The organism is Fuerstiella marisgermanici (assembly GCF_001983935.1).
GTDB classification, from domain to species: Bacteria; Planctomycetota; Planctomycetia; order Planctomycetales; family Planctomycetaceae; genus Fuerstiella; species Fuerstiella marisgermanici.
Map to the genome: position 1 here is coordinate 465,688 of NZ_CP017641.1, position 23,623 is coordinate 489,310.

Consider the following 23,623-nt stretch of genomic DNA (forward strand, 5'->3'; position numbering starts at 1 on the left):
CGAATTCCTTATCTGGAGGCAGTTGTTGTTTTTATAGCAGGCTTAGGGAACGGAACTTGTGGTACGGCCACTGTGAGTGCGGCCGAGTAATAGGTGGCATCGTAGCCATCGCCGCTGCGTTCCGCTTCCTTGTGATGAATCACGACCAGTATGACGTTGGCTTCGGTCGGTGTGAATTCAGCTTCCCCCTTGGCATCTGTGCGGCGTTCGAACGTTTCGTCAAACTCTTCCGCCAGTTGCTGACCTCGCGGAATAAACGTGACTCGACCATTAGCCAGCGGCTTGCCTTCAAAAAGCACTCGCACGCGAATGGGCGTATTCGGACCGCTTTCCGTGACTGGGTTCGTCACCGGAACCAGTTCCAACGGATGTCCCAGCGGACGATCACAACGCATCAGCGGCCCTTTTGTGGCCGTTGGATCCGGACCGACAACAAAGTAAGTCTTGGCACTCTTGATGGCTCGGATCTTACCATGCAACGTATCCAATTCATGCGACACGACATGCAGGCCGGGCTTTGTGGTCGTGTACGGCGCGGTCCAGTAACCCTGTTTGGGTTCATAGGCCGTGCCAATCAAATTCGGTTTCAGATCCGCTTCGCATCCACACGGAGCCATCACGGAAAGCGAAACGTTGTCCAGCGTAATCAGGCTGTGTAGTTTGAAGTCGCGATGATCGTTTCCGTGGTTGCCCAGCTTCAGGTCAACATGCACGACGTTGCCTTCGCGAACTTCCGGAGTATTCACTTCCACCCAGGTGTCATGAGCATGAGCCTGAGCCGAAGCAGTCAGCAAGGCGGCAGCAACAATTGTAGACAGCGTTTTCATTTGAAGTTTCCTTGTAAAATAAGTTGAGTAGATTCCGAGGACCACCGAAACAGGTCCGGCGGTTGGTGAAGCAATTGAGGGAACAGGATTGGGACTTACCATTCACCGATGACTTCGCCGCCGCCTCGTGTTGCGAGGGCTCGCCAGGTGTCCAGGTCGATGCTGTCACTTGCGAAACGCACGGAACCGTCGCACATCAGCACGTTGACTCCGCCCATGTGTTCGCTGCGAGCACCGAAGATGCCGTTTCCGCAGCTTCCCATGTCTGGCACTGTGCTGTTGGGCGGGTGATAGTGATGGTAGTTGGTCCAGTATTCTCGGCCGTGAATCCAGCCCGCTCCGCGCTGCCCGGCCCAGCCGCGACTGATCGCGACCGTCGCCGCTTCAAACTGTGCAGGATCGTTAGGCGGCTGGTATCCGTTTGCCAGGCCGGGCGGAGACGGCGGGATCGATCGTGACGTCCAGACGCAGGCCACGTTGATGTAGCTGCGTCGACGTTCGTAATCAGAAGTCGGAGCAGACACGGTTTGCTCAGGCAGCCCAAACACTGATTCAGAAAAAGCGGCCGTGTTGCTTAAACCGTCGGTGATTGATGCAAATTTGACTTTGCTATTGGTCCAGACCAGCCCATCGGTTTGAGCACGCCCATCGTAATTGGTGCCCAGCCCGGTTCCCTGATTCAGGTGGTAGTTTGTGCCTGCGTAATAGTCGATGCGACCGGTTGCTCCATCGCGATTGCCGGTTGTGATCTCGAAGACGTCCGTCCCCGGGTCACTGGGGCAGCGAAAGACGGGCAACACTGTTTTGGCCACTTCAATAAACGGAGTATTCAGATCGCCAGGGCAACAGCCGATCTGCATCTTTTCGCTGAAGTCCAACAGATTGTGCAGCGCCGCCTGATCCATATAGGGCAGCAGTTGAGCCTGCACAGAAAAGTTTCCGGTGGATCCATGGCCGTAGGAATAGTTGCTGGGCAGCACGGTGTGAGTGCTTTCATAGTTGTGTAAAGCCAGGCCAAGCTGCTTCAGGTTGTTCTTGCATTGAGTCCTCCGAGCCGCCTCGCGCGCTTGTTGGACGGCAGGTAGCAACAACCCAATGAGGATGGCGATAATCGCAATCACGACAAGTAATTCGATAAGTGTGAACCCGCGCTGACGCACGCGAGGTGGGGGTATATGTTCTCTCATGTCTGAGCCTTATGAACGATGGGCGGAAACCCATGTGTGATGGAAATGAGTGCAATTCCGAATACTGAACACCCTGTTTCGCGCAGCGGCAAACCTGGCGTGGGAATGTACTCAGAAGACGATCGCATCGAGTCATTCTGAATGCTTGCGCGGCCGGTGATGGCACGCTCACAACAGGTGTTTCAACCAGCCTTGTGAGGAGCGAGCTGAATCCCGCGTGAGCGTGCGAACACAAGCCGCGCAACAGGCACTGCGACCAGCTAAAACGGGCGCGTGCGAGTGCTTCACGAAACCACTCGATGGGATTGATGGCCATCACACCAGTCGCGGCGGCGGCTCAGGCGGATCGGCGGCGACAGAAGCCACGGTCGCAGATTGAGGTCGATCCCAGCGTCCAGGTTCGACGGGAAGTTCAGAAACGCAAGGGCTGGGAATGACGGCCCATGGCAGTGAATTCCAGAAGACACCCTGTCCGCGACACTTCATCGCTTCGAACCCGATGACGTAACGCGGGGCTTCAGAATCCGCTTCGTCAGTCTTCCGCTGTTCGCGTTGGTCACTCCCGTCGGCACTGCAACAGGATTTCGCATCCCTGGCTTCGCAACAACTTTTGTTGTTGCCACTAGCGTCGGTCGCCGGCTTCTTACACAGCGAGCAGATTTCCCGCGACAAAAGGTTCGCTTTCGCGATCTTCTCGCTCGATTCGGCTCGCGCCGCTTTAACGACGTAGTCCGGCGGAGTAACGCCGTTCTCTCGCGCCCAGACAACCTTTTGAGCGTTGGTGAAACAACAACATTGTTTCCAGCATTGTTCTGCTGAAGCACAGCCGCAGGGCCGATTCTGGCAGGGAAAAGGTTGAGACTGATCCTTTTCCAGCGAGGGTGCGTTCGGCATCGGAAGTGGGACGAACGACGCGCACAATGACGCCAGCAGCGCAAGGCCGATTAGCCTGCGTCCGATGCCGCGTCCAGAATACACTCGCCGACTAAACATTGAACCTTCCAGTAACCCTGATACAGAATCACCGAATCAAAATGCCGCCAGCTCACTCCTCACAGTGCCCGAGGTTACCGTCCCGTCTGCAGCCCCGCAATGGAATCATTGGATCATGTGTACCTGGGAAGCCAGCTTCCACAAATAGAGAACTCGCCCATTGAGGTGCAGCAATCGCCGACGAAACTTAAGAAAGATTGAAGCGGTTGATCTGCTGCACGATGAGCCACTCGTCGCATGCGCTGAAACAAATCAAACTCCGGCCGCCTGGTCGTCGTAAGCTTCCCTGATTGGCAATCGTCGCGCGGTGGGGGACGCTGAGCATCCACATCTGACAATGCGACGGTCACGCGCAATCACATCTCTCAATAATTTGCGGGCTGTTTTCTAACTTTTGTGGCCCTTGCGGCGCCTCGATCTCGCATTGCTCGGAGTCGATCCGCCACAGGGAAAATGCTTGCGAAACAGCATCAACGCATTGCAAGTGCAGCCATCAAACAGTGCCGCAGCCCTTTCTATGTTTTCTTAAACTATAAGGTAAGACCATGAAGTCGATCTTCCAGGTTTCCGTCATCGCATTTTCTGCGTCGATCTTTGTGATGAGCCCGGCGCTATCGCAGGATTCGCAAACGTCAGGAAGCCTCAAAGAACAACTTGCCGAAAAGGCGGATCAGTTTGCCAAGCGTGCTTCCGCCGAACGGCGGGCCGCTGCGAAAAAGGGGATCGAAGCGGTTCGTGCGACCGGCATTGAGAAATCGGCAAGGCAGGTGGGCGATGTAGCGATCGACGGCGAACTGAAAGACTGGAAGGGCAACACGGTCACGCTAAGCAAACTGTGGAGCGAAGGGCCTGTCGTGTTGATGTGGTACCGCGGTGGTTGGTGCCCGTCTGCAACATTCAACTGCGAGCGATGCAGAAGAACCTCGACAAGCTGGAAGGTGCCGGTGCGAAGTTAGTCATCCTGTCACCCGAACTTCCGGAGAAGGCGAAAGAAACGGCGGAAGCCAACGACCTAAACATCGTCGCCCTTCATGACAGCAACAACGCCCTGGCAAAGAAGTACGGCATCGTCTTTGATCTGCCTCCCACAATTGCCGCGTCGTATCGCGACAGCGGACGACTGAAAACTTACAACGGCAATGACGATCTTCAGTTGCCATTGTCAGCAACTTACGTCGTCAACAAATCCGGCAAGATCACTTACGCCTTCCTTGATGCTGACTACAAAAAACGAGCGGAACCTGCTGACGTGATCGCTGCTGTGAAAGCTATCGCGGACAGATAGCATTGAGTATTGAGCGGCGCGGGCGGCAGCTTTTCAGAAACAGCTCAACCAGTGTGGGCGGGATGGTGCCGCAAATGACTGTGCGTGAACGCGGTTGGGAACTGCGCCGCGGACCTATGGCTGATCAACGACCCGATTTCAGGCTTTCTGACGATCGGCAAATGTGACCGACAAGGATTCGTCGATGCTGAATTTGCGATATACCGAGGCGTCTGCATGAGTGATTTCTCAGACAGCGTCATCAGCCGGCAGAACTGGCATACCATGCGCGGCGGTGGAATATCAGAATCGCTGCTACCTATGTTGCGCCTCAATCACAATCGCCTGCGAACTGCTCGGTGGTTCCTTGTCCTGCTGCTGGCCACTTGTGGCTGCGCTGACCGGAGTCTGCTGCGGCCGACGTTGCACGAACAGCCACCGGCCGCTTTTTCAGAAAGCGGCGACGAGATTACTCAGAGTCGCTGGTGGACGAGCTTCGGGGATCCGAACCTCAACCGTCAGATCGAAGCCGCTCTGGGAAGTAACTATTCGCTGGCGTCGGCCGAAAAACGAGTCCGTGCGGCACGAGCGTTGGCGCGACGGGAAGGGTCAGACCTGTTTGGAGATCTGGACGGCGTCGTCGGACTGAACAGTACGTTCGGTCCTGGCGAAGATCGGACGACGCTGCAGTGGGGCCTGGACGGAATTTATCCCGTCGACCTGTGGGGTGAGATTCAATCGCGCGTCGACGCGGAACATTTGCGAGCAGACGCGACCAATCTTAATTACCACGACTTTGCTCTGACACTGTCTGCGGAAATTGCTCGCACATGGTTTGCGCTGGTTGAAGCTCATGCCCAGGTGAAGCTGCTGGACGAGCAAATCGAATCCAACCGCACGGGGACGGAGTTGCAGGAGTCACGATTTGAGGAAGGGTTGATTCGCCTGGCTGACGTGCTGCGGCAGCGACAGTTGCTGGAATCCACATTGGAACAGGCTGCAATTGCCAAGGCACGCATCGAAGTTCTGGAACATCAGCTGGCGATTCTTGTGGGCGAGATGCCTCAAACGGCGAGCTACAATACGGGAGCTCAGTTGCCGGAATTGCCGCCGCTGCCACAAACCGGACTACCGTCAGAATTGTTGCAACGCCGACCGGACGTTCGACGTGACTACGTCGCGTTTCAGGCCGCGGATCGAGATGTTGCGTCCGCGATAAGTCGGTTGTATCCTCGCGTGAACCTGACAGCGTCGCTGCTTAACGTTGCCGACAGTCCTGAAACGGTGCTGCGAGACTGGTTCGTTTCCATTGGCGGACAACTGATCGGGCCGCTGCTGGATGGCGGTGAACGGCAGGCGGAAATCGATCGGACATCGGCGGTGTTGTGTGAGCTTTTCCTTCAGTACGCTCAAACCATGTTGACGGCGTTTGGCGAAGTTGAGGATGCACTGGCTCGGGAAAAATATCAGCTCGAAAGGATCGAACATCTTGAGAATCAGGTTAAACTGGCAGGCCAATCGTCACTCCAGTTGCGGGAGCAGTATCTGATCGGTGACGCGGAGTATCTGGATGTGTTGAGTGCCAGTACGGGGCAGCAAAGTCTGCAGCGTCAACTGTTGTCGGCTCAACTTGATTTGGTACTGATTCGTGTCAACCTGTATCGAGCGTTGGCGGGCGACTTCGATACTCGTCCGCAACAGAGTTTCCTACAATCACCGTTGGTGGACGATGAATTTGACGTTGTACTGGACTTTGAAGAACTCGCCGAAAAACAAGAAGACGAATCTGAGGATTGACGGTCGCGATCGTCGTCCTACAGCGTATCACGCTGGCTTGTGGCCGCGGAAAGCGTTTTTTGTCCTACGTGGGCCGGGTCCCACGAGCCAGAACCGTCCACAACAGAACGTAAATTGCTCTAATGTTCGACGTTCTGCCATGCCCGCCGAAAATTCAGATCCCTTTCGTCTGACAGCGGGGCATTCCCCTGCCACTCATTTTAAAACGGCGAGTCCACTGGAGACCGACAGCGATGAATGATGCGATTCAACAGCGGCCTAACGCGAGGTGGCGCTGGCTTCGCGTACTCGGGACGTTGTTTGTGTGCTGCGCGATTCTAGGCGCAGCCGTCGCAGCGGTTGTTGTGATCAACAAAACAGAACCGACCGCACAAAAAGAGAACTCATCACGAAAATCGGCGGCGCTGGTCGAAACGGTGACGGTCGAACGTGGAACGTACGCCCCACGGCTGGTGGTTTTGGGGACTGTGCAGGCAGCGCAGGACATTGTACTGAGTCCGCGTGTGAGCGGGCAGGTGATCGATATGTCATCGAAACTTGTGCCCGGCGGGATGGTTCGAAAAGGTGACCTCCTTTTGCGGATTGATCCAGCCGACTTCGAGAACGCGGTGTCGATTCGCCAAAGCGAGCTCGCCCAAAAGGAAGCATCGCGCGAGATCGAACAGGCACGCCAACGGCTGGCCGAAAAAGAATTGAAGATGTTGGAAGGTTCGATCGATGGCGCGAACCGTTCGCTGGTGTTGCGAGAACCTCAGATCGCGTCGATCGAAGCCGAAGTTTCGGCGGCCAAAGCGCAGGTAGAACGAGCGACCCTGGATCTGGATCGCACCAGCGTTCATGCTCCGTTTGATGCGCAAGTGTTGTCGCGTTCCGTGAACATTGGCTCGCAGGTTGGCCCGAATGACGAACTCGCTCGACTAATTGGTCTGGATGAATACTGGATTATGGCAGCCGTTCCCGTGAGAAGTCTGCGGTGGGTGCGATTTCCAAAGGTGACCGACCAGGATTCGGCGTCGTCAAACAGCGAATCGTACGATGGTAGCGGCTCAACAGTCATTCTGCGAAATCCGGACATCTGGGGACCAGGCGTCGAACGCACAGCGCGAGTGGCTCGCATGATCGGGACGCTGGATTCGCAGACGCGTTTAGCGCGAGTGCTGATAATTGTGGATGACCCGCTCGGGCTTGAGTCCGACGCGCCACCGCTACTTCTGGATACACTGATTGAAACCGAAATCGAAGGCCAGCCGATTGAAGACGTCGTGCGGTTGCAGCGAGATTACGTCCGTGGCAATGACACGGTCTGGGTGAAGAAGGACGACAAGCTTGAGATTCGGGATACCGAAATCATCTTCCGTGATCTTCAATATGCTTACGTCACCTCGGGACTGGAAGCCGGCGAGGAAGTCGTCACAACAACACTCGCGACCGTGGCGGAAGGTATTGGGCTGCGAAAGGTTGGGGAGGAAGCTCCGGAAGACACGGCAGAAACAAGCTCCGAGGAAGTATCATCTGACGATGCGTCGTCAGATGAAAATGCATCGGATGAAGCATCAGGCCAGTCCGAATCGAACAGCGCCGGCGAATCCAGTGATACGTCCAAAGCTGAACAGGCCATAGACGTGACCCACACTTTATCCGCCGTCTTGGCTCGTACAGTAGCAGCATGTGCCACGTCTGGCCTTCGGTCTTCGTCGCACTCGCACTCGCACTCGCACTCGCACTCGCAGGAGCGAACGCCGGACTGTCAGGCTGCATGCTTTCACGGTGCATGTTGGCGGACGTCGCAGAAGGACGCCGTTGCATGACGTCCTCAGACAAAACACCCGCCACACCGCGCGGGGCTATTGCCTGGATGGCTCGCAATTCCATCGCGGCCAACCTTCTCATGATGCTGTTGCTGGGCGGTGGCATCTGGTCGGCGGTCGTCATTCAAAAGGAAGTGTTCCCTCAATACCTGCTGGACGTCGTCGAAGTGAACGTCGGCTATCCCGGCGCCGCTCCGGAAGAAGTTGAACAGGGGATTTTGCGCCCGATTGAAGAAGCCGTTCGAGGTGTCGAAGGCATTCGTGAGATCACTAGTTCGGCTCGCGAAGGCAGCGGCGAAGTCTTGATTGAACTGGTCGCTGGCCAGGATCGGATGAAGGTCTATCAGGACATCGATCAGGCCGTCAGTCGCATTCGCACCTTTCCGGATCAGATTGAACAGCCGGAAGTCAGTCTGCAGGCCGAACAGCAGGAGGTCATGCAGATCTCATTGTACGGTCCCATGGAAGTCCGCGCGTTGCGGAAGCTTGCCGAACAACTGCGCGACCAACTGCAGGCTCACGAACAAATCACACAGGTCGAACTACGACGCGCGCCCGCTTACGTGACGCACGTCGAAATCCCCCGCCAACGTCTGCGCGAATATGGACTCACGCTGCCTGATATTGCGGACATCATTCGCAGGTCCAGTCAGGACGTCGCGGCCGGTTCGGTTCAGACGATTGCCGGCGAGGTCTTGCTGCGCGTGAAGGCCCGAAAACAGTGGGCCGAGGAATTTGCGAAGATCGAAATCGTGTCCGGTCGTGATGGCGAAGTCATTACGCTGGGAGACATCGCGACCGTTCGCGACGGATTCGAAGAAGTCGGCTTTCATTCACAATTCAGCCAGACGCCATCGGTTGAACTTGACATCTTCCGAGTCGGTTCGCAATCGCCCGGCGATGTGGCGGAAGCCGTCGATGAGACGATGGAGAATTTCGAATCTCAACTGCCACCAGGAGTCAAGTGGCGCATCGACAGCAACAACGCGGAAGAGTTTCGTCGCCGTCTGGCACTGGTGACGGAAAACGCGATCATGGCTGTTGTGATCGTGTTTAGCATCCTTGCGCTGTTTCTGGAATTCCGGCTGGCGTTTTGGGTGATGATGGGAATGGTTGTCTCCTTCATCGGCGGCTTGCTGTTGTTGCCCATTGCCGGTGTCAGCGTCAACATGATTTCTCTGTTCGGCTTTCTGGTCGTGCTGGGGATCGTGGTGGATGATGCCGTCGTGGTGGGCGAAAACGTCTACGAAAAACGTGAGACATCAGATGGCGACGAAGCGGCGGCGGTGGAAGGAACAGAAGAAGTTGCCGGACCGGTAGTGTTCAGTATTCTGACCAACATTGTGGCGTTTGTTCCGCTGATGTTTATCCCCGGCGAAACGGGGAAATTCTGGAGCCCGCTGCCGGTCGTTGTGATCATTGTGCTGTCACTGTCGCTGGTGGAATCACTGTTCATCCTGCCGGCTCACCTGGCTCATGCACGCAGCAGGAAACAGCGTGGCGGGCTGGGCGGTTGGCTGCACAATCTACAGCAGGGTTTCAGCCGCGGCTTCAATCGCCTGATAGAAATTATCTATCAGCCGATCATCAGAATGAGTCTCCGCTTTCGCTACATCACTGCGTCGCTGGCGCTGGCGTCGCTGTTGGTTCTGGGAGCCTACGCGACAAGTTCTCACATGGGCATGGTGCTGATGCCCGAAGTTTCGGCCAACGAAATCGAAGCGGGCGTGCGAATGCCGGTGGGCACGACGCCCGATCAGGCGGCCAGAATTGCCAACGAAGTTACCGAAGCCAGCTTGCGAATGTTCGAGGAACATAATCTGCACGAAGTGGCTGAAGGAATCAAAACCAACGTCCGCCGAGGTAGTTTTGTGGACGTCGAAATTGTGATGAAGCCACCGGATCAGCGCAACATGACGTCTCGACAGGTCATCGACCTGTGGCGTGAATCCATCGGCAATCTTCCCGGCGTGACTCAGATCACGTTTCGAGCCGAACGTGGCCCCGGTGGACATCGCCGCGCCATCTACGTGGACCTCAGTCACAGCGACATCGACGTTCTGGAAAAAGCGGCCGCCGCCTTTGTGGAGCGTGTCGAAGCGTATTCGAACACCCGCGACGTCAGCGACAACTACGACAAAGGCAAGTCGCAGTACGACTTCCGTCTGAAACCTGCCGGCCGCGCGCTGGGACTGACCGACGAAGAACTCGGCGAACAATTGCGAGGCGCGTTTTTCGGGTCGCTCGCGTTGCGATTGCTGCGTGGGACGAATGAAATCGAAGTTCGCGTCAAATTGCCGGAAGACCAGCGCGAAGACATGCATCACCTGGAAGACCTGGTGATTCGCACGCCCAGCGGCGCGGAAGTTCCTCTGCTGGACGTGGCCGAAGTTACTCAGAATTCTGCCTTCACCTCCATCAACCGCCGAGATGGCCGCCGCGTAATCGGCGTGTCGATGGACGCTCAACCAGCCGGCGCCGTCAGTCAGGTTGTGCAGGCACTTCGCGACGAAGAATTGCCGAAGCTGCGAGAAGACTTTCCGGGCATCACATGGACGTTCGAAGGCAGTAACGCCGAAATGCGTCAGGCCACGGCTTCGCTATGGGGCTACTTCGGCTTGGCGCTGGCCGTTATCTATTCTCTGCTGGCGATAGCGTTCCGGGACTATGTGCAACCGTTCATCGTGTTGGTGGCGATTCCCTTCGGTATCGTTGGAGCCGTCATCGGTCACATCATCCTCGGCTATGATCTCTCGCTGGTCAGCTTCATGGGAGTCATCGCGTTGTCCGGCGTCGTGATCAACGACTCACTCATCATGGTCGACTACGCCAACCGCTACCGCAAAGGCGAAACCGGTGGCGGGACATCCGCCGCGAACGCGATCACTCAAGCGGGAGTCCGACGTTTTCGTCCGATCATGCTGACGACACTCACCACCTTCGGCGGTCTGATCCCACTTATCTTCGAAACCTCACTCCAGGCTCAATACATCATCCCGATGGCCATCTCACTGGGCTTCGGCATCCTGTTCTCCACCGCCATCATCCTGATCCTCGTGCCATGCCTGTACATGATCCTGGAAGACATTAAGGGCGTGTTTCGGTGAGTCCTGGCGACGTTTCGTAGTTCACGCGGTCAGACACCCACAACAAAGTGCGACTGCTAAAGTGGCTGTGCTTTTAAACGCTTTCGCCGAAATTAAAAAAGGTGTACGCTCATCGGGACTGGGACCGAGCGGTGTGACTCGAACGAGATGCCGCTCTTTCGCTGGCTGAGCAATTCGGGAGCCTGATTTGAACGGTGGAAGAACACGAATGTACGAAAGTAGCAATACCCTTCGACGGATGGGAACAGCGATTGTGCTAATGGCGCTGATGACCGGCGTTGCAAAGGCCGGGGATGGACCGGCGGAACAGTTGCCCAAGCCCGGCACGATTGTCGTGGACAAGGGGCGCAGCGAAGTCATTCTTTCCGCGAAAGTTCAGTTTCCGGAAGGCAAGCCGTGCATCAATGAGTTTGGTGAACGAGTTCAGGCGTTTGCCGGCTGTGCGACGGCAGCGGGGGGAGACGCCAAGATGGCGGCTTACTTCGTTTTCCTGGTCGATGTGCCGACTGAAGACGTTTACAAAGGCCTGACGGAACTGGGCTGCCGACCTATGGTGCACTACAGCATTCAGGAAGGGCGAAAACGCAGCGGGCTGTCTGAAAAAACGGTTCCGGAAGACTACCTGCAGGGCGATCCGGTCGTGCTGTCGGTGTTCTGGAAAGCGGAAAACGGCGAATGGGTTGAGAAAGCCTACCAGGATTTCGTGGTCGAATCGGCAACTGTTGGCGACAAGAAAATCGAAAAGCCCTGGACACCTCATTTTGTCTTTCATGGCAGTGGAGCTATTCACAAGTCTGGCACGGGATGCATTGCCTGTCCGTGTGACTGCCCCGGAGGCATCATTGCCGATAACCGGTTCCCCATTTACGACCCGAAACCGCTGGTACGTTTCGACATGTCGAAAGCTCCGCCAGTCGGCAGCCAGGTGTACGTTCGCATTCGAGCCATCGCTTCACGATGACGGCCAACGTCCCGGTGAGGTTCGTTTTTATGGCTCGACAGCTCTGTGGCAGAGGGGCGGATCACGCAGCAACACGGCTTGCCCGCCTGCTTCTGGTTGCGTTACTAAGTTTCGTCTGCGCGGGTGCGACGACTGCTGTCTGTGGCGATGAACCTCCGCCAGCGAAGCCGTCAGCTTTCGAACCGTTTCCCGGTCATGCGGAATACGTTTACGAAGCACGGTTCTCGCCCGATAACCGTTTCGTCGTGACGGCATCCGGCGACAACACGGCTCAGCTTCGTGCTGCGCGAACGCTGAAGACCGTGCACGAACTTTCTCATGAGGCCGCTGTTTACGCCGCCGCATTCAGCCCGGATGGATCGCTAATTGCCACCGGAACCGGAGTTGGAATGGTGACGCTGTGGAATGCGAAGACCGGGCAAGTCGTCATTCAGAAACAAGCTCATCGTGATGCCGTTTACAGTGTGGATTTCTCACCAGACGGTCAACATCTGGCGACGGCAGGTGGCTCAACGGATGGCGGAGACACGACCGTGCAGATTCGAGACGTGGCGACCATGCAAATCGTTCGTCGGTTGTCGGGCCACAGCCGCCAGGTTTACGGTGTTACCTATTCGCCAGACGGGACGCGCGTAGCCACGTCCAGCAGTGATCGGACTGTCAGAATCTGGAACACGACCAATGACGAGTACGTGGAACTGAAGGGACACACCAGCGACGTTTACCGCTGCCGATTTTCTGCGTCCGGTCAGCAACTGGCATCGACGAGCCAGGATGGAACCGTCAGGATCTGGAATTCGAATTCCGGCAAGCTGCTGACGACACTTACGACAGGTAAAGATCCGACGTACAGCGTTATCTTCCTGCCCAACAAGGACGGCGAGCAGCTCCTGGTCGCAGTAGGCGGCGATGGACACTTCAGAGCATGGGCTTTGAATCCGTCGATGCAGGCGACACCGATGGCGGATCTGAATCTGGTTCGCAGTGCGTTGTATACCGTCGATGTCGACTCAAAACAGACCACCATTCTGGTCGCCGGTGAGAACGGGCAACTGTTTAGGAGTTCGCAGGTCCACGCTACATCGGAATAGCAGGATCCGTGCGGTTCGCTTCGTCGTAGAGGATGCTCAGCCTCTGAATTGCCGTCGAGCGATGTCCGCAGACGAGATCCAACATCGCAGGCGAGCAGTGGTCGACGCAACGCAGAATCGCCGGCGGAAATGTCTAAGCGAAAGGGATCCGGTGCCGCGGTTGTTGCACGCCGTTGGCTGCACGTCTGCGAGCCCCGCCAGTAGTATTGAGCATTCCAAAAATGTAAAATCAGATGGCCCGAATCGCCTCGAACTTCGCATTGGCTATTGGCCGGTGAATCGCTATTTGGCTCACGTTTTCCGCACCACGCTGTTGAAGGCTATAAACGATGAAACTTGTGATCTCACTGATTGTTTTGGCAATGTGCGGTGCTCCCGCGTTTGCTCAGAACGCTGCGACTGCCGAGGCCGTCGTTGGCGATGCTGTCAAAGCAGCGAATGCTTTTCTGGGGACGTTGAACGCGGCTCAAGTGGAAAAAGTGCAGTATTCGTTTACCGACGAAAAGCAGCGGCACAACTGGTCAAACCTTCCTGTTCAAATGGTGCCTCGCGGTGGGCTGCGTTGGGGCGATCTCAACCAGACGCAGAAGGACGCGTTGACCGCGTTGCTGAAAGCATCGCTTAGTGATTCGGGGTACCAACAAATCATTGACAATATGGACGGCGACGAAGTTCTGAAACGAGAGAGCGACGGTCGACGCCGGACAATGTTTGGCCGAGACGAGTACTTCGTGTCCTTTCTGGGTAAACCGTCCACTGAAGAACCGTGGATGCTGCAGTTTGGTGGACATCATCTGGCCTTCAATGTCACGTTTGTCGGCGCGCAAATGACGATCTCTCCCAGTCTCACCGGGGGACAACCTGTCGACTATACGCTGGACGGTCGGACCGTTCGGCAACTGGCCGCAGAAGAAGACAAGTCGTTCAAAGTTATAGCGGCACTGAAACCAGCGCAATTGAAAACGGCTCGGCTCGGTGATCGCTATACCGATATGCGATACGGTCCCGGAAAAGAAGGAGCACAGCCGCAGCAGGAGGGAATCAATGCTGGTTCTTTGGAGCCGCAGCAGCAAAAGCTTCTGCTGGAATTGATGGGTGAACGGCTTGGCCTGCTCAAGGAACCTTTCGCGAAACAACGAATGGAACGAATTGAAAGCGATCTCGACCAGACGTGGTTCTCATGGTACGGCGACGTGAAAGATGGAGGTGCCGCAACGTTTCGTGTGCAGGGGCCAACAATTCTGATGGAATACTCGCCTCAGAAGTTAGGAGGACGTCCGACCAATCATATTCACGCAATGTATCGGGCCCCGACCAACGATTATGGCCTTGGGTTTCTGAAGAAGTAACCGCCCACGCGGCGGCCTCGCTTTTCCATTGAATTGACTTCCGTGGCGGAGCACCGTCAAAGCCATTGAATGCCTGCCATCCATTACTTTGAAGAGGATTACGATCATGGACCGCAAAGAAGCCAAAGAATTCGACAAAGAAGTTCTCGACCTATATGACGACTACGCTCACGGACGACTGGATCGTCGTGACTATATCAGACGGCTTGGCGCATTCGCCGTCGGCGGACTGACGGTCGAAGCGTTGATGTCGAACCTAAGCCCGAACTACGCCTGGGCCGAGCAAATTAAGCCCGATGATTCGCGTATCACGACGGAAAAGATCACGTATCAGTCGCCCAACGGAGCCGGCGAAATGAAAGGCCTGTTGGCTCGTCCGGCCGAAGGCGACAAGTTTCCAGCAGTGCTGGTTGTCCATGAAAATCGCGGGCTGAATCCTTACATTGAGGACGTCGCTCGCCGATTGGCTGTCGAAGGCTTCCTTGCTCTGGCCCCGGACGCTCTGACGCCTCTGGGCGGCTATCCGGGCAACGACGACGAAGGTCGAGCGATGCAGGCCAAGCGTGATGGTGAAAAGATGACGCAGGATTTTATCGCCGCCGCAAAGCTGCTCGATTCGCACCAGTTGTCAACTGGCAAGGTGGGAGCAGTCGGTTTCTGTTATGGGGGCGGAGTCGTCTATCAGCTGGCCGTCCGCATTCCTGACGTCATCGACGCTGGCGTCCCCTTCTACGGCCGACAGCCAGACCTGGCTGACGTCGCAAAAATTAAGGCCCCGCTGTTGATCAATAATGCGGAAAACGACCAGCGGATTCTGGCGGGAGCACCCGCGTTTGAAGCGGCTTTGAAAGAGCAAAATAAGTCTTTCACTTCGTATGTTTATCCAGGCGTGAACCACGGCTTCCACAACGACACGACTCCCCGCTACGACGATGCCGCCGCGAAACTGGCATGGAAGCGGACGATCGGCTTCTTCAAGAAGCATCTTACTTCGTGATGAGTCGCACGCGTCCGCGTCGTGAATGAAGATGAATGGGCTGTGCCTCATCCGCGTTGTTGAGCTGTACAGAAACGGTTTTCGCAACGCTGAGTAACTCGGCTTCAATAGTTCGCCCGTTGAAGCCCACGGCGACGATTGAAGCCCGGTCGGTTGCGGAGTGTAGGGACTTTCGTGCCCCTCGTTCCGCATCACAGTTTCCATCGTCGCTTCGTGCGCGTCTTCTGAGCTACGGCTGCCAGGCTTTTGTTCTACTTGGCACGGGTTTTCTGGCTTACAGCAGACACCAACTGTTTGTCTTCAGGATGTCAATTTTGCTCCGGTAAGCGAAGCGGCTGAGCAAATTTGGTGGTGGCCGCTCCCGAATGGGATCACAGCTTTCGAAAATCATGAACGATGGCTTGACCGCCCGAAGTGTCTCGGCTATCGTTTATCGTGGATTTACGATAAAGGAGCTGCGTTGGCCAGTCGATCAATAAAAAAGAAACCTTGCGACTCTTCACCGGTGAAGCTGAAAGCTGACCCGACTGCGGAGGAGTTCGCGAAGTTGACGTGGGCAATCGCTCATCCGGCGCGGGTGCAGATTGTTCGCCTACTGATTGGTCGCGAGGCTTGTGTTTGTGGTGAGATTGTTGATTGCCTGCCACTGGCTCAGTCGACGGTGTCTCAGCATCTGAAAATCCTCAAAGAATCGGGCTTGATCCAGGGTGAAGTTGATGGACCGAAGGTCTGTTACTGCATCAATCAGGGGCAGCTCGAAAGACTAAAGACATTGGTGGCGGGCCTGTAGGCTCGTGTTTTTTTGCCGAGATTAATCGTTATTCGGCGATGTACGATATTGGCCGTGTGGTTCGTCTTTTGAAAGGAATGTAGCAATGAGCAAGGTTCAAATTTACGACAAGGCGATGTGCTGTTCGACGGGAGTTTGCGGCCCGCAGGTTGATCCTGTGTTGCCTCGTTTCGCTGCCGACCTGGACTGGTTGAAATCACAAGGGCACTCGGTGACGCGATTGAATCTGTCGCAGGACCCTGCAGAGTTCGCGAGCAATCCTGTCGTGAACAAGATGCTCGCCGACGAAGGCGTTGAATGCCTGCCGTTGGTGATTGTGGACGACCGAGTGGTTAGCCGCAGCGAATATCCGTCGCGCGAAAACCTCGCGATGTGGACCGGCACGACAGTGAAGCCCAAAGTCACACTGCCGATGGCGGATGCCGGCGGATGTTGTGGCGACACCGGCTGCTGTTAGAGCAGTTGCCGATTTGTCGTGGCCGGTTCGGGCTCGTGGGAAACAGTCCTCATCGTCCGAAACGCCTGTTCCGCAGCCACGAGTCAGCGAGATTCGCTGCCAACTGAGTTTGAGTCACACTATTGGGAGAATAACGATGCAGTTTTTAGATGTTCCGACGCGAAACCTGTTCTTCACGGGTAAAGGCGGCGTCGGAAAAACGTCAATGGCCTGTGCGACGGCCGTCAAACTAGCTGATCGTGGCTTGCGAGTGCTTTTGGTGTCGACTGATCCCGCGTCGAATCTCGACGAAGTGCTGGGGACTCAACTGGAAAACAGTCCGACAGCGATTGAATCCGTGCCGGGTTTGTTTGCCATGAACATCGACCCCGAAGAAGCCGCACGCGAGTATCGTGAGCGCATGGTTGGTCCCTATCGAGGCGTCCTGCCCGACACGGCTGTCGCCAGCATGGAGGAACAGTTTTCCGGTTCGTGTACTTTGGAAATCGCGGCCTTCGATGAGTTCGCGAAATTGCTCGGCGACAAAGACGCAACAAGTCCGTTCGACCATGTGATCTTTGATACGGCACCCACCGGTCATACGCTGCGACTGTTGACGCTGCCGTCGGCCTGGTCCGGGTTTATGGAAACGAACACGTCGGGAACGTCGTGCCTTGGTCCTCTCGCGGGCCTGCAGGCACAGCAGGCGATCTACAAACAGACCGTGGATGCGCTTGGCGATGCAGCCGTGACGACGTTGATCCTGGTGACTCGCCCGGAGCCCTCCGCATTCCGCGAAGCGGCGAGAACAAGTGCAGAGTTGCAGACACTGGGTGTCAGCAATCAGCATTTAATCGTGAATGGAGTCTTCACAAGCCAAACGCCCTCGGACGCAGTCGCGGTCGCAATGCAGGAACGAGCGGACAGTGCCGTTGCTGCGATGCCGGACGCGATCAACGCATTGCCACGAACGACGATTCCTCTGGCCGGGGCCGGGTTGATGGGAATCGAATCTCTGCGGCAAGTGGGGGAACTACAGGTCGAAAAGATTGAACCTCAATTCGACGTGGTTGAGGCAGATTCTATTCCCGGCGAACTTGGTTCGCTGGTCGACGAACTTGCTGAGGTCGGGCACGGCGCGATCCTTGCGATGGGGAAAGGCGGTGTTGGCAAGACGACCGTCGCAGCGTCAGTTGCGGTTGCATTGGCTGAACGCGGCTTTGACGTGCATCTGTCAACAACCGATCCAGCGGCCCATATCGCTGCAACGATCACAGCAGACGCGATATCCGGGCTGACAGTCGGCCGAATCGATCCAGCAAAAGAAACGGCGGAGTATACCGCTGAGGTCATGCAGACCGCCGGACAAGGGCTGGATGCCGAAGGCAAGGCATTGCTGGAAGAAGACTTACGTTCGCCGTGTACCGAAGAAATTGCCGTGTTTCGAGCGTTCGCAAGAGCGGTCGCGGAAGGTTCCAACAGCTTTGTGGTATTGGACACCGCTCCGACGGGCCACACTGTTCTGCTGCTCGATTCGGCGTTGGCGTATCACCGTGAGGTGTCACGTCAGACAAACGAAATTCCCGAGTCCGTGGAAAACCTGTTGCCACGGCTGCGTGATCCAAACTTCACGCGGGTGCTGATCGTCACGCTTCCCGAAGCGACTCCAGTGCACGAAGCCGCTAAGTTGCAGGACGACTTACGGCGAGCTCAAATCGAACCATTCGCGTGGGTTATCAATCAAAGCCTGGCTCCTTTGACGGTGTGCGATCCAGGATTGAAATCTCGACAACAGCACGAAATGCAGTTCATCCGCGAAGTGACCGAACAGCATGCGGTTCGCACTGCGATCATCCCATGGCAGGCAGAACCGCCGACAGGCCGCGAAGGTCTCAGTCGGCTGGCTGCCACGGCTGCCAACATGGTTGCCGAATAGAATTGACGATGTTCGCTGTTTAGGTTCTTACCCGTTGGTAACGTTTTGTTCGCAGTTCGAATTCCAATGCTCGTCGCAGTTGTGATGCTGGTGTGTCGCAGTGCAATCTACGATCGTCAAAAGTGTGACACACGGGAATGTCTGTCGACCATCGAACTTAACCCCAATATTCAAAGGCAATCTGAATGACCCGGAAAAATGTTTTGTTTCTCTGCACGGGCAACTCGTGTCGAAGCCAAATGGCTGAAGGCTGGGCGCGCCACTTTCATGGCGACGCTGTCGAAGCTTACTCTGCCGGCATCGAAGCTCATGGAATGAATCCCAATGCGATGCAGGTGATGAAGGAAGCCGGAGTGGATATCTCCGGCCAATCCTCGAAGCTTGCGAGTTCATTATCCGATGTTGAACTGGACGTGGTTGTCACCGTCTGCGGTCACGCCGACGAGAACTGCCCGACGTTTCTCACGAAGGCCAAAGTCGTTCACGTGGGGTTTGACGATCCACCGAAACTTGCCAAAGAAGCAGCGGACGAAGAAGCCGCCCTGGACTGCTACCGCCGCGTTCGCGACGAAATTCGTGACTTCGTGCGGGATGAGTTGCCAGGTCTTGTCGAGTAGGCTCTGGCGGCATTCAAGAATGCGTTGTCGAGTCGTGTCCTCTGCTTCGGCCGGAGGCATGCCCGATCCTTGAGACTTCCAGATCGCGAAGTTTGAAGGCAAAGGTCACCACATCAACTCGTCGACGTTGTCGCGCGGGAGACCTGGATGCGCTGTGCTAAACGGCATACTTCGCGCATCTCAGTTGGACATCCCGCCGTCGGCACGAATATGCTGGCCGGTGATCCACTTTGCATCGTCGCTGGCGAGAAACGCGACTACGCCTGCGATGTCGGTTGGTGTACCGAGTCGGTTGAAGGCGGAAAGTTTCCGAAACTGGTCCGCTCGTTCTTCATCGCTGTCATCGAACATTCCAGGCGCGGTCGCTCCGGGGCGAACGCTGTTGATGGTGATCCCGGCATCGCCAACTTCTTTAGACATGGAGACCAGCATTGCGTCGATGGCGGCTTTGGTGGCTGAGTAGACCCCGGTGCCAACTCGTGGACGTTCGGCGAGCTGAAAAGACGTGAAGATAATGCGGCCGCCGTTGCGAACCTGTCGTGCCGCTTCGCGCAGTGTTAAGAATGCTCCGCGGAAATTTACCGCGATCAATCGTTCGAACTCCGAGATTTCAGTCGCAGCAATTGGGCCAAACCCGGACGCGCCCGCATTCGCGACGACGACATCGACTCCGCCGAACCGCTTGGTGACCGCAGCGAATAAGGTAGCGACTTCAGCTTCGTCACTGACGTTCGCACGAGCCGTCATGGCCGTCCCGCCTGCTGCTTCGATGTCGGCGCAGACACTCGCTGCAGCGCTCGCGTCAGATCCGTAATGAACGGCCACGTTGAATCCGTCTGCGGCAAGTCGTCGGCATATTTCGCTGCCAATACCGCCGGAACCACCCGTGACGATCGCCGTCCTTTTTTCGTTCATCAAGATGCCTCGTGGCTAACGGTTGATCATAAAGGTGTTCGTGGGGCAGTGGTGACAGTCAAGATCCAGTTAAAGCGCCGTTGCAAGATCCATAGTGCAACGAAGGCAGAATTCCTGCCTTCGTTACGATGGCGAATCGCACCAACCGGCTCTAACTTTGTTGCCGCTTTGACACGATAAGCTGGTCGAGTGAAAAACATCCCGGGCCAGTGAAGATGAGTGCCAGGTAACCGCAGAGATAGACGGCTGCGAGTTCCCTCATCTTCCACGGATCTGCACCGTGGACGATGAACAAAGCCACAAACATGGTGAATGCCAGTGGAATTGCGGCCACTCGCGTTCCGAGGCCGACGATCACCAGCAACGCACAACCAACCTCGGCGCCGATTGCGGAAATCAGACTCAGTTGACTGCCCATTCCCAACGGGTCTGGAAACTTGCCGGACATCTTGCTGAACCCCATCAATTTAGGCACGCCATGCACCAGCATCAGGCCGCCCATCGAGACGCGGAGAATAAGCAATCCAATGGCCAGCGATGGGCGAGCGGCAGCGTTCTTTTCCACGTTACCAGTTGAGTCTGAAGTTATCTGCAGCGAATCGGTCATTGATGGTTCCTCTTACCGGAAGTGGTTCGTTTCCAAATTCTGAGTGTTAAACAAATTGTTACACGAAGGACTGCGACGGCATCTAAATTACTCCGCACCCAAAAAAGGGAGCACGGTTCCTTTGAGTGTGGCCAGGGGTGGCATCAGCGAAGCAAGGGAAACCCCAGGGCTTCGCTCGTTCCTTGTTCCAACCCCGTCCACACACCGCGTTCCCAATTCCGCAAGGATCTATTCTGCGTGAGACGGAGTGAATATTGCTAATTCTGATATGGGCGAGATCGCGGATTGCGGTCCGTCCGGTCATTGCGTTGGTTGTTGCTGCGCTGATTGTGACTCGCTTCGTGGTAACGCGTGTCGATCCCGTGATCGTTCATGACGTCATGCAAAGTCGTTTCACAATTTCGAATCATTGCTGCCAATTGGGTTCGCGGCGAATAGCCGGAGCTTGGTCGCCAACCGCTGACGTTAGCTTCGAATTCGTGGAACAGGCGATCCATCTCGTGAAGTGCTGAGACGACACGACTGTCCGAGGCTGAGGCTCGGCCATTCTGTTGTTGAACATACGCCTTCAGTTTTTTCGCGACTTCTTTGATTTCGTAGATGTTTCGGTAGACCGCCGTGTAGTTGGTGTTTTGTTTGTAGTAGCGATCCATCTCCCAGCAAATTGCATTTGTTTCGCTGTACAGGTCTGATGCTCGCTGAGCGATGCCGCGACTGGTTGTGGTCGACTGGCGAGACAGCGTTGACGGAACTGCGGGATGGAATTCGTCTGTGCGAGTGTCGCGGTCATACGAACTGTTGTAGATTCGTTCGTCATTTCGATTTGTGGTTGGGCCATAGTTGGAACGGTATGGATCGTTGTACGAAGACGACCCGCTGCGATACGGAATGGTTGAGTTACTCGGCTGATAGGGGGCCACGTACGTATTGGAATTCGTGCCGGAATACGATGAGCCGGGGACATACCTGTCAGCCGGCGTGCTTTCCAGACGCCTGCTATCGTAGCGACGATCATTCGGGTCGTGATACGGATTGTAGCCTGGGGCGTTGTTCGACGATTGTTGCGAATACGGTACCGAGTTGTATCGCGGGGATTCGTTGTAGGCAGGCGGATTTGCGTACTGCGGCTGGTACGGCGAGGTGTGTGAATTGTTGTAGGTCGGTGCAGCGCTATTGGGGTACCGAAGCTGGGCATCAGCTGTGTTCGCGATAGTTAGCGTTGCAACAACACTCACTATGGTGAAGCCGTTGAAAATGTTCATCCTTTGTCCTTCGAAAGATTTGATCGTATCCATGAAACCTGAAATCACGCCAAAGGTGTGAGGCGTGTCGACGCTGCAGGACTTAACCGAATTACGGTCGAAGCCACCAACGTCCTTGATTGGAGCCACCGTTTCCTGCCCGCGCCCGAACGGTCCGGCGGGTTGTACATGACTGAGCCTGTTGGAAGCGATGGCAGTTCTCTGTTGAGGAGAACCCAACGATTCCGCTTTTGTCTCTTCCTTTTCAACTTCAAATTGCGGCGTTGCCAGTCGCAGATTTGATTGATGAAATTTCGTTTTCCGACAGCCTTCAAATGTAAAGTCGAAAGCATTCCTGGCTGCTGATAAACGTCAACGTTTAGGGTCGCATCCAGGACTGCGCTGCCGTCAGAAGGTCTCACCAACCATGACACTGCTTACAAGCGATCGGTCGCCAATTGAACAAACGGCAATGCGTTGAAAACGTTCAAAAGGGGCCAGGAAAAATGGCAGAAACGACATCGACAGCCAAGATCGCATTCTCACCCGGAAATTGAAGACATTGTGTCGCGAATCGGACGGCAGCTTTCTGTCCGGCTGATGACAGTCGCGTTGTAAATTTGACAAGGTGCGAACGGCCGCGACTGCGAAAATGCAGGCAGATGCAATCTTCACGGGCCTGGCACGAGTCGTGCATTTTCAGTTCGCTGTCGACCGATGACCAAACGTCACTTTCTAAGTGAAGGCAATGGTCTCGCAACGGTGGCGCAGATTACATTCGAAGCGAATGCTTTGGATGTCCTCGTCACCTTCTTTGTTAATTTGTGAACATGAAAGAACGCTAAATGAGATGCTCATTTCTGAAAACACTGGCAGCAACATTCGTCACTTGTGCCGGACTGTCTGGATTACACGCGCAGGACTATTTCTTTGCTCCAACAACCGGGACCACCTACGACTCGCGTCTGCCAATGAATCCGTCCGAAGGGCGCTACGATCAGCGTCCTTACGAACATAGGCAAATGCAGCCGCATCCGTCGTACCGGCCGACAGGTTTAGACGACCCCCATGGTGATTTCAGCCCGAATACATTGGCACCCGGTGGCTGTATTGGTGGCCGCTGCCGTCGTGAGCGTGGCGATCGCGTGGATGGAGCGGACCAGGCGGCCAATCGCAACTGGCGAAACAGTCGCCGCGACGTCAATGCACCTCGCCGCTACCAAGCGCGACTGGCCGAAAACTCAGGCTGGGACCCGCTGAATGATGTTATGTCGGACTCAGGCCGGCAGCATTTTTCCGGTGACGGCCATGGCCACGGTGACGGCATGGGCCGCCGAAGTGGACCAGGGCATCGGGGTGGACGATGCGGCAATGGCCAACGTCATCGCGGGAACATGGATTGCGATTGTCCGGACGGCCAGTGTGACTGTGTCCCCAATCACCAGAATCTGCAAAGCAATTATCGACATTCGCGTCCAAACGGCTACGACGATTTCGATCTGATTCGCCGCAACAATGCCGGGCCTTACGTTCCTGTATCGGCACCTTACCGCAACTAAGAATTGTGATCGATTTTTCTGAGTTGACTGATCAACAATCCGCGAACAAGTCGAATTTTCCCACCACGCGTCTCACCTGCCAATGCACGCGGTTTCACCAGTAGCTGTCCATTTCCGCGTGGTGCGCAGCGTGAGGTGTGG

18 protein-coding genes and 1 pseudogene are annotated in these 23,623 nt (G+C 55.8%); 13 read left to right on the forward strand and 6 right to left on the reverse strand.

Annotation, left to right across the window (positions count from 1 at the left end; all coding sequences use genetic code 11):
* Positions 1-8 precede the first annotated feature (8 nt).
* The 3 genes from Fuma_RS01645 to Fuma_RS01655 all read right to left on the reverse strand — a co-directional run bounded on the left by Fuma_RS01645 (position 9) and on the right by Fuma_RS01655 (position 2,908).
* Positions 9-827, reverse strand: a complete 819-nt coding sequence (locus Fuma_RS01645) for a DUF4198 domain-containing protein (RefSeq protein WP_077022596.1) — start codon at positions 825-827, stop codon at positions 9-11.
* A gap of 95 nt (positions 828-922) precedes the next feature.
* On the reverse strand, positions 923-2,014 hold the full coding sequence (locus tag Fuma_RS01650; protein ID WP_083731724.1) for a DUF1559 domain-containing protein: 1,092 nt from the start codon (positions 2,012-2,014) through the stop codon (positions 923-925).
* A 315-nt stretch (positions 2,015-2,329) separates the two neighbouring features.
* On the reverse strand, positions 2,330-2,908 hold the full coding sequence (locus Fuma_RS01655) for a hypothetical protein (RefSeq protein ID WP_145943902.1): 579 nt from the start codon (positions 2,906-2,908) through the stop codon (positions 2,330-2,332).
* A 698-nt stretch (positions 2,909-3,606) separates the two neighbouring features.
* Between Fuma_RS01655 and Fuma_RS01660 the strand changes: the two are divergent.
* From Fuma_RS01660 to Fuma_RS01715, 12 genes and pseudogenes are all read left to right on the forward strand, one after another.
* Positions 3,607-4,292, forward strand: a pseudogene (locus tag Fuma_RS01660) (peroxiredoxin-like family protein).
* A gap of 216 nt (positions 4,293-4,508) precedes the next feature.
* On the forward strand, positions 4,509-6,068 hold the full coding sequence (locus tag Fuma_RS01665; protein ID WP_218922369.1) for a TolC family protein: 1,560 nt from the start codon (positions 4,509-4,511) through the stop codon (positions 6,066-6,068).
* A gap of 233 nt (positions 6,069-6,301) precedes the next feature.
* The gene (locus Fuma_RS01670) at positions 6,302-7,876 is read left to right on the forward strand and encodes an efflux RND transporter periplasmic adaptor subunit (RefSeq protein WP_077022600.1); all 1,575 of its coding nucleotides are present in this window, start codon (positions 6,302-6,304) and stop codon (positions 7,874-7,876) included.
* A complete protein-coding gene (locus Fuma_RS01675) occupies positions 7,873-10,983 on the forward strand; it encodes an efflux RND transporter permease subunit (protein WP_077022601.1) in 3,111 nt (1,036 codons plus the stop codon). Before Fuma_RS01670 ends, Fuma_RS01675 begins: the two co-directional genes overlap by 4 nt.
* Before the next feature lie 208 nt (positions 10,984-11,191).
* A complete protein-coding gene (locus Fuma_RS01680; protein ID WP_145943904.1) occupies positions 11,192-11,944 on the forward strand; it encodes a YdjY domain-containing protein in 753 nt (250 codons plus the stop codon).
* A 29-nt stretch (positions 11,945-11,973) separates the two neighbouring features.
* The gene (locus tag Fuma_RS01685) at positions 11,974-13,035 is read left to right on the forward strand and encodes a WD40 repeat domain-containing protein (RefSeq protein ID WP_158520825.1); all 1,062 of its coding nucleotides are present in this window, start codon (positions 11,974-11,976) and stop codon (positions 13,033-13,035) included.
* Between the two features lie 329 nt (positions 13,036-13,364).
* Entirely contained in the window at positions 13,365-14,384 is a 1,020-nt protein-coding gene (locus tag Fuma_RS01690) for a DUF3500 domain-containing protein (RefSeq protein ID WP_077022604.1), read from the forward strand.
* A gap of 106 nt (positions 14,385-14,490) precedes the next feature.
* The gene (locus Fuma_RS01695) at positions 14,491-15,381 is read left to right on the forward strand and encodes a dienelactone hydrolase family protein (protein WP_077022605.1); all 891 of its coding nucleotides are present in this window, start codon (positions 14,491-14,493) and stop codon (positions 15,379-15,381) included.
* Between the two features lie 505 nt (positions 15,382-15,886).
* On the forward strand, positions 15,887-16,171 hold the full coding sequence (locus Fuma_RS01700) for an ArsR/SmtB family transcription factor (protein WP_077022606.1): 285 nt from the start codon (positions 15,887-15,889) through the stop codon (positions 16,169-16,171).
* An 85-nt stretch (positions 16,172-16,256) separates the two neighbouring features.
* Positions 16,257-16,628 carry an arsenite efflux transporter metallochaperone ArsD gene (arsD, locus tag Fuma_RS01705; RefSeq protein WP_077022607.1) on the forward strand — a complete coding sequence of 124 codons (372 nt, stop codon included), beginning with the start codon at positions 16,257-16,259 and terminating at the stop codon, positions 16,626-16,628.
* A 136-nt stretch (positions 16,629-16,764) separates the two neighbouring features.
* Positions 16,765-18,543: an arsenical pump-driving ATPase gene (gene arsA, locus Fuma_RS01710; RefSeq protein ID WP_077022608.1), complete on the forward strand. Its 1,779-nt coding sequence runs from the start codon at positions 16,765-16,767 to the stop codon at positions 18,541-18,543.
* Between the two features lie 185 nt (positions 18,544-18,728).
* Positions 18,729-19,160, forward strand: a complete 432-nt coding sequence (locus Fuma_RS01715; RefSeq protein ID WP_077022609.1) for an arsenate reductase ArsC — start codon at positions 18,729-18,731, stop codon at positions 19,158-19,160.
* A 180-nt stretch (positions 19,161-19,340) separates the two neighbouring features.
* Here the strand turns inward: Fuma_RS01715 and Fuma_RS01720 are convergent, their stop codons facing one another.
* The 3 genes from Fuma_RS01720 to Fuma_RS01730 form a co-directional block, all read right to left on the reverse strand.
* On the reverse strand, positions 19,341-20,075 hold the full coding sequence (locus Fuma_RS01720; RefSeq protein ID WP_077022610.1) for an SDR family oxidoreductase: 735 nt from the start codon (positions 20,073-20,075) through the stop codon (positions 19,341-19,343).
* Between the two features lie 151 nt (positions 20,076-20,226).
* Positions 20,227-20,682: a DoxX family protein gene (locus Fuma_RS01725; RefSeq protein WP_083731725.1), complete on the reverse strand. Its 456-nt coding sequence runs from the start codon at positions 20,680-20,682 to the stop codon at positions 20,227-20,229.
* Between the two features lie 257 nt (positions 20,683-20,939).
* Positions 20,940-21,944, reverse strand: a complete 1,005-nt coding sequence (locus Fuma_RS01730) for a hypothetical protein (RefSeq protein ID WP_145943906.1) — start codon at positions 21,942-21,944, stop codon at positions 20,940-20,942.
* Positions 21,945-22,768: 824 nt separating this feature from the next.
* Between Fuma_RS01730 and Fuma_RS34730 the strand changes: the two genes are divergently transcribed.
* The gene (locus Fuma_RS34730; protein WP_145943908.1) at positions 22,769-23,482 is read left to right on the forward strand and encodes a hypothetical protein; all 714 of its coding nucleotides are present in this window, start codon (positions 22,769-22,771) and stop codon (positions 23,480-23,482) included.
* The last annotated feature ends 141 nt before the right edge of the window (positions 23,483-23,623 follow it).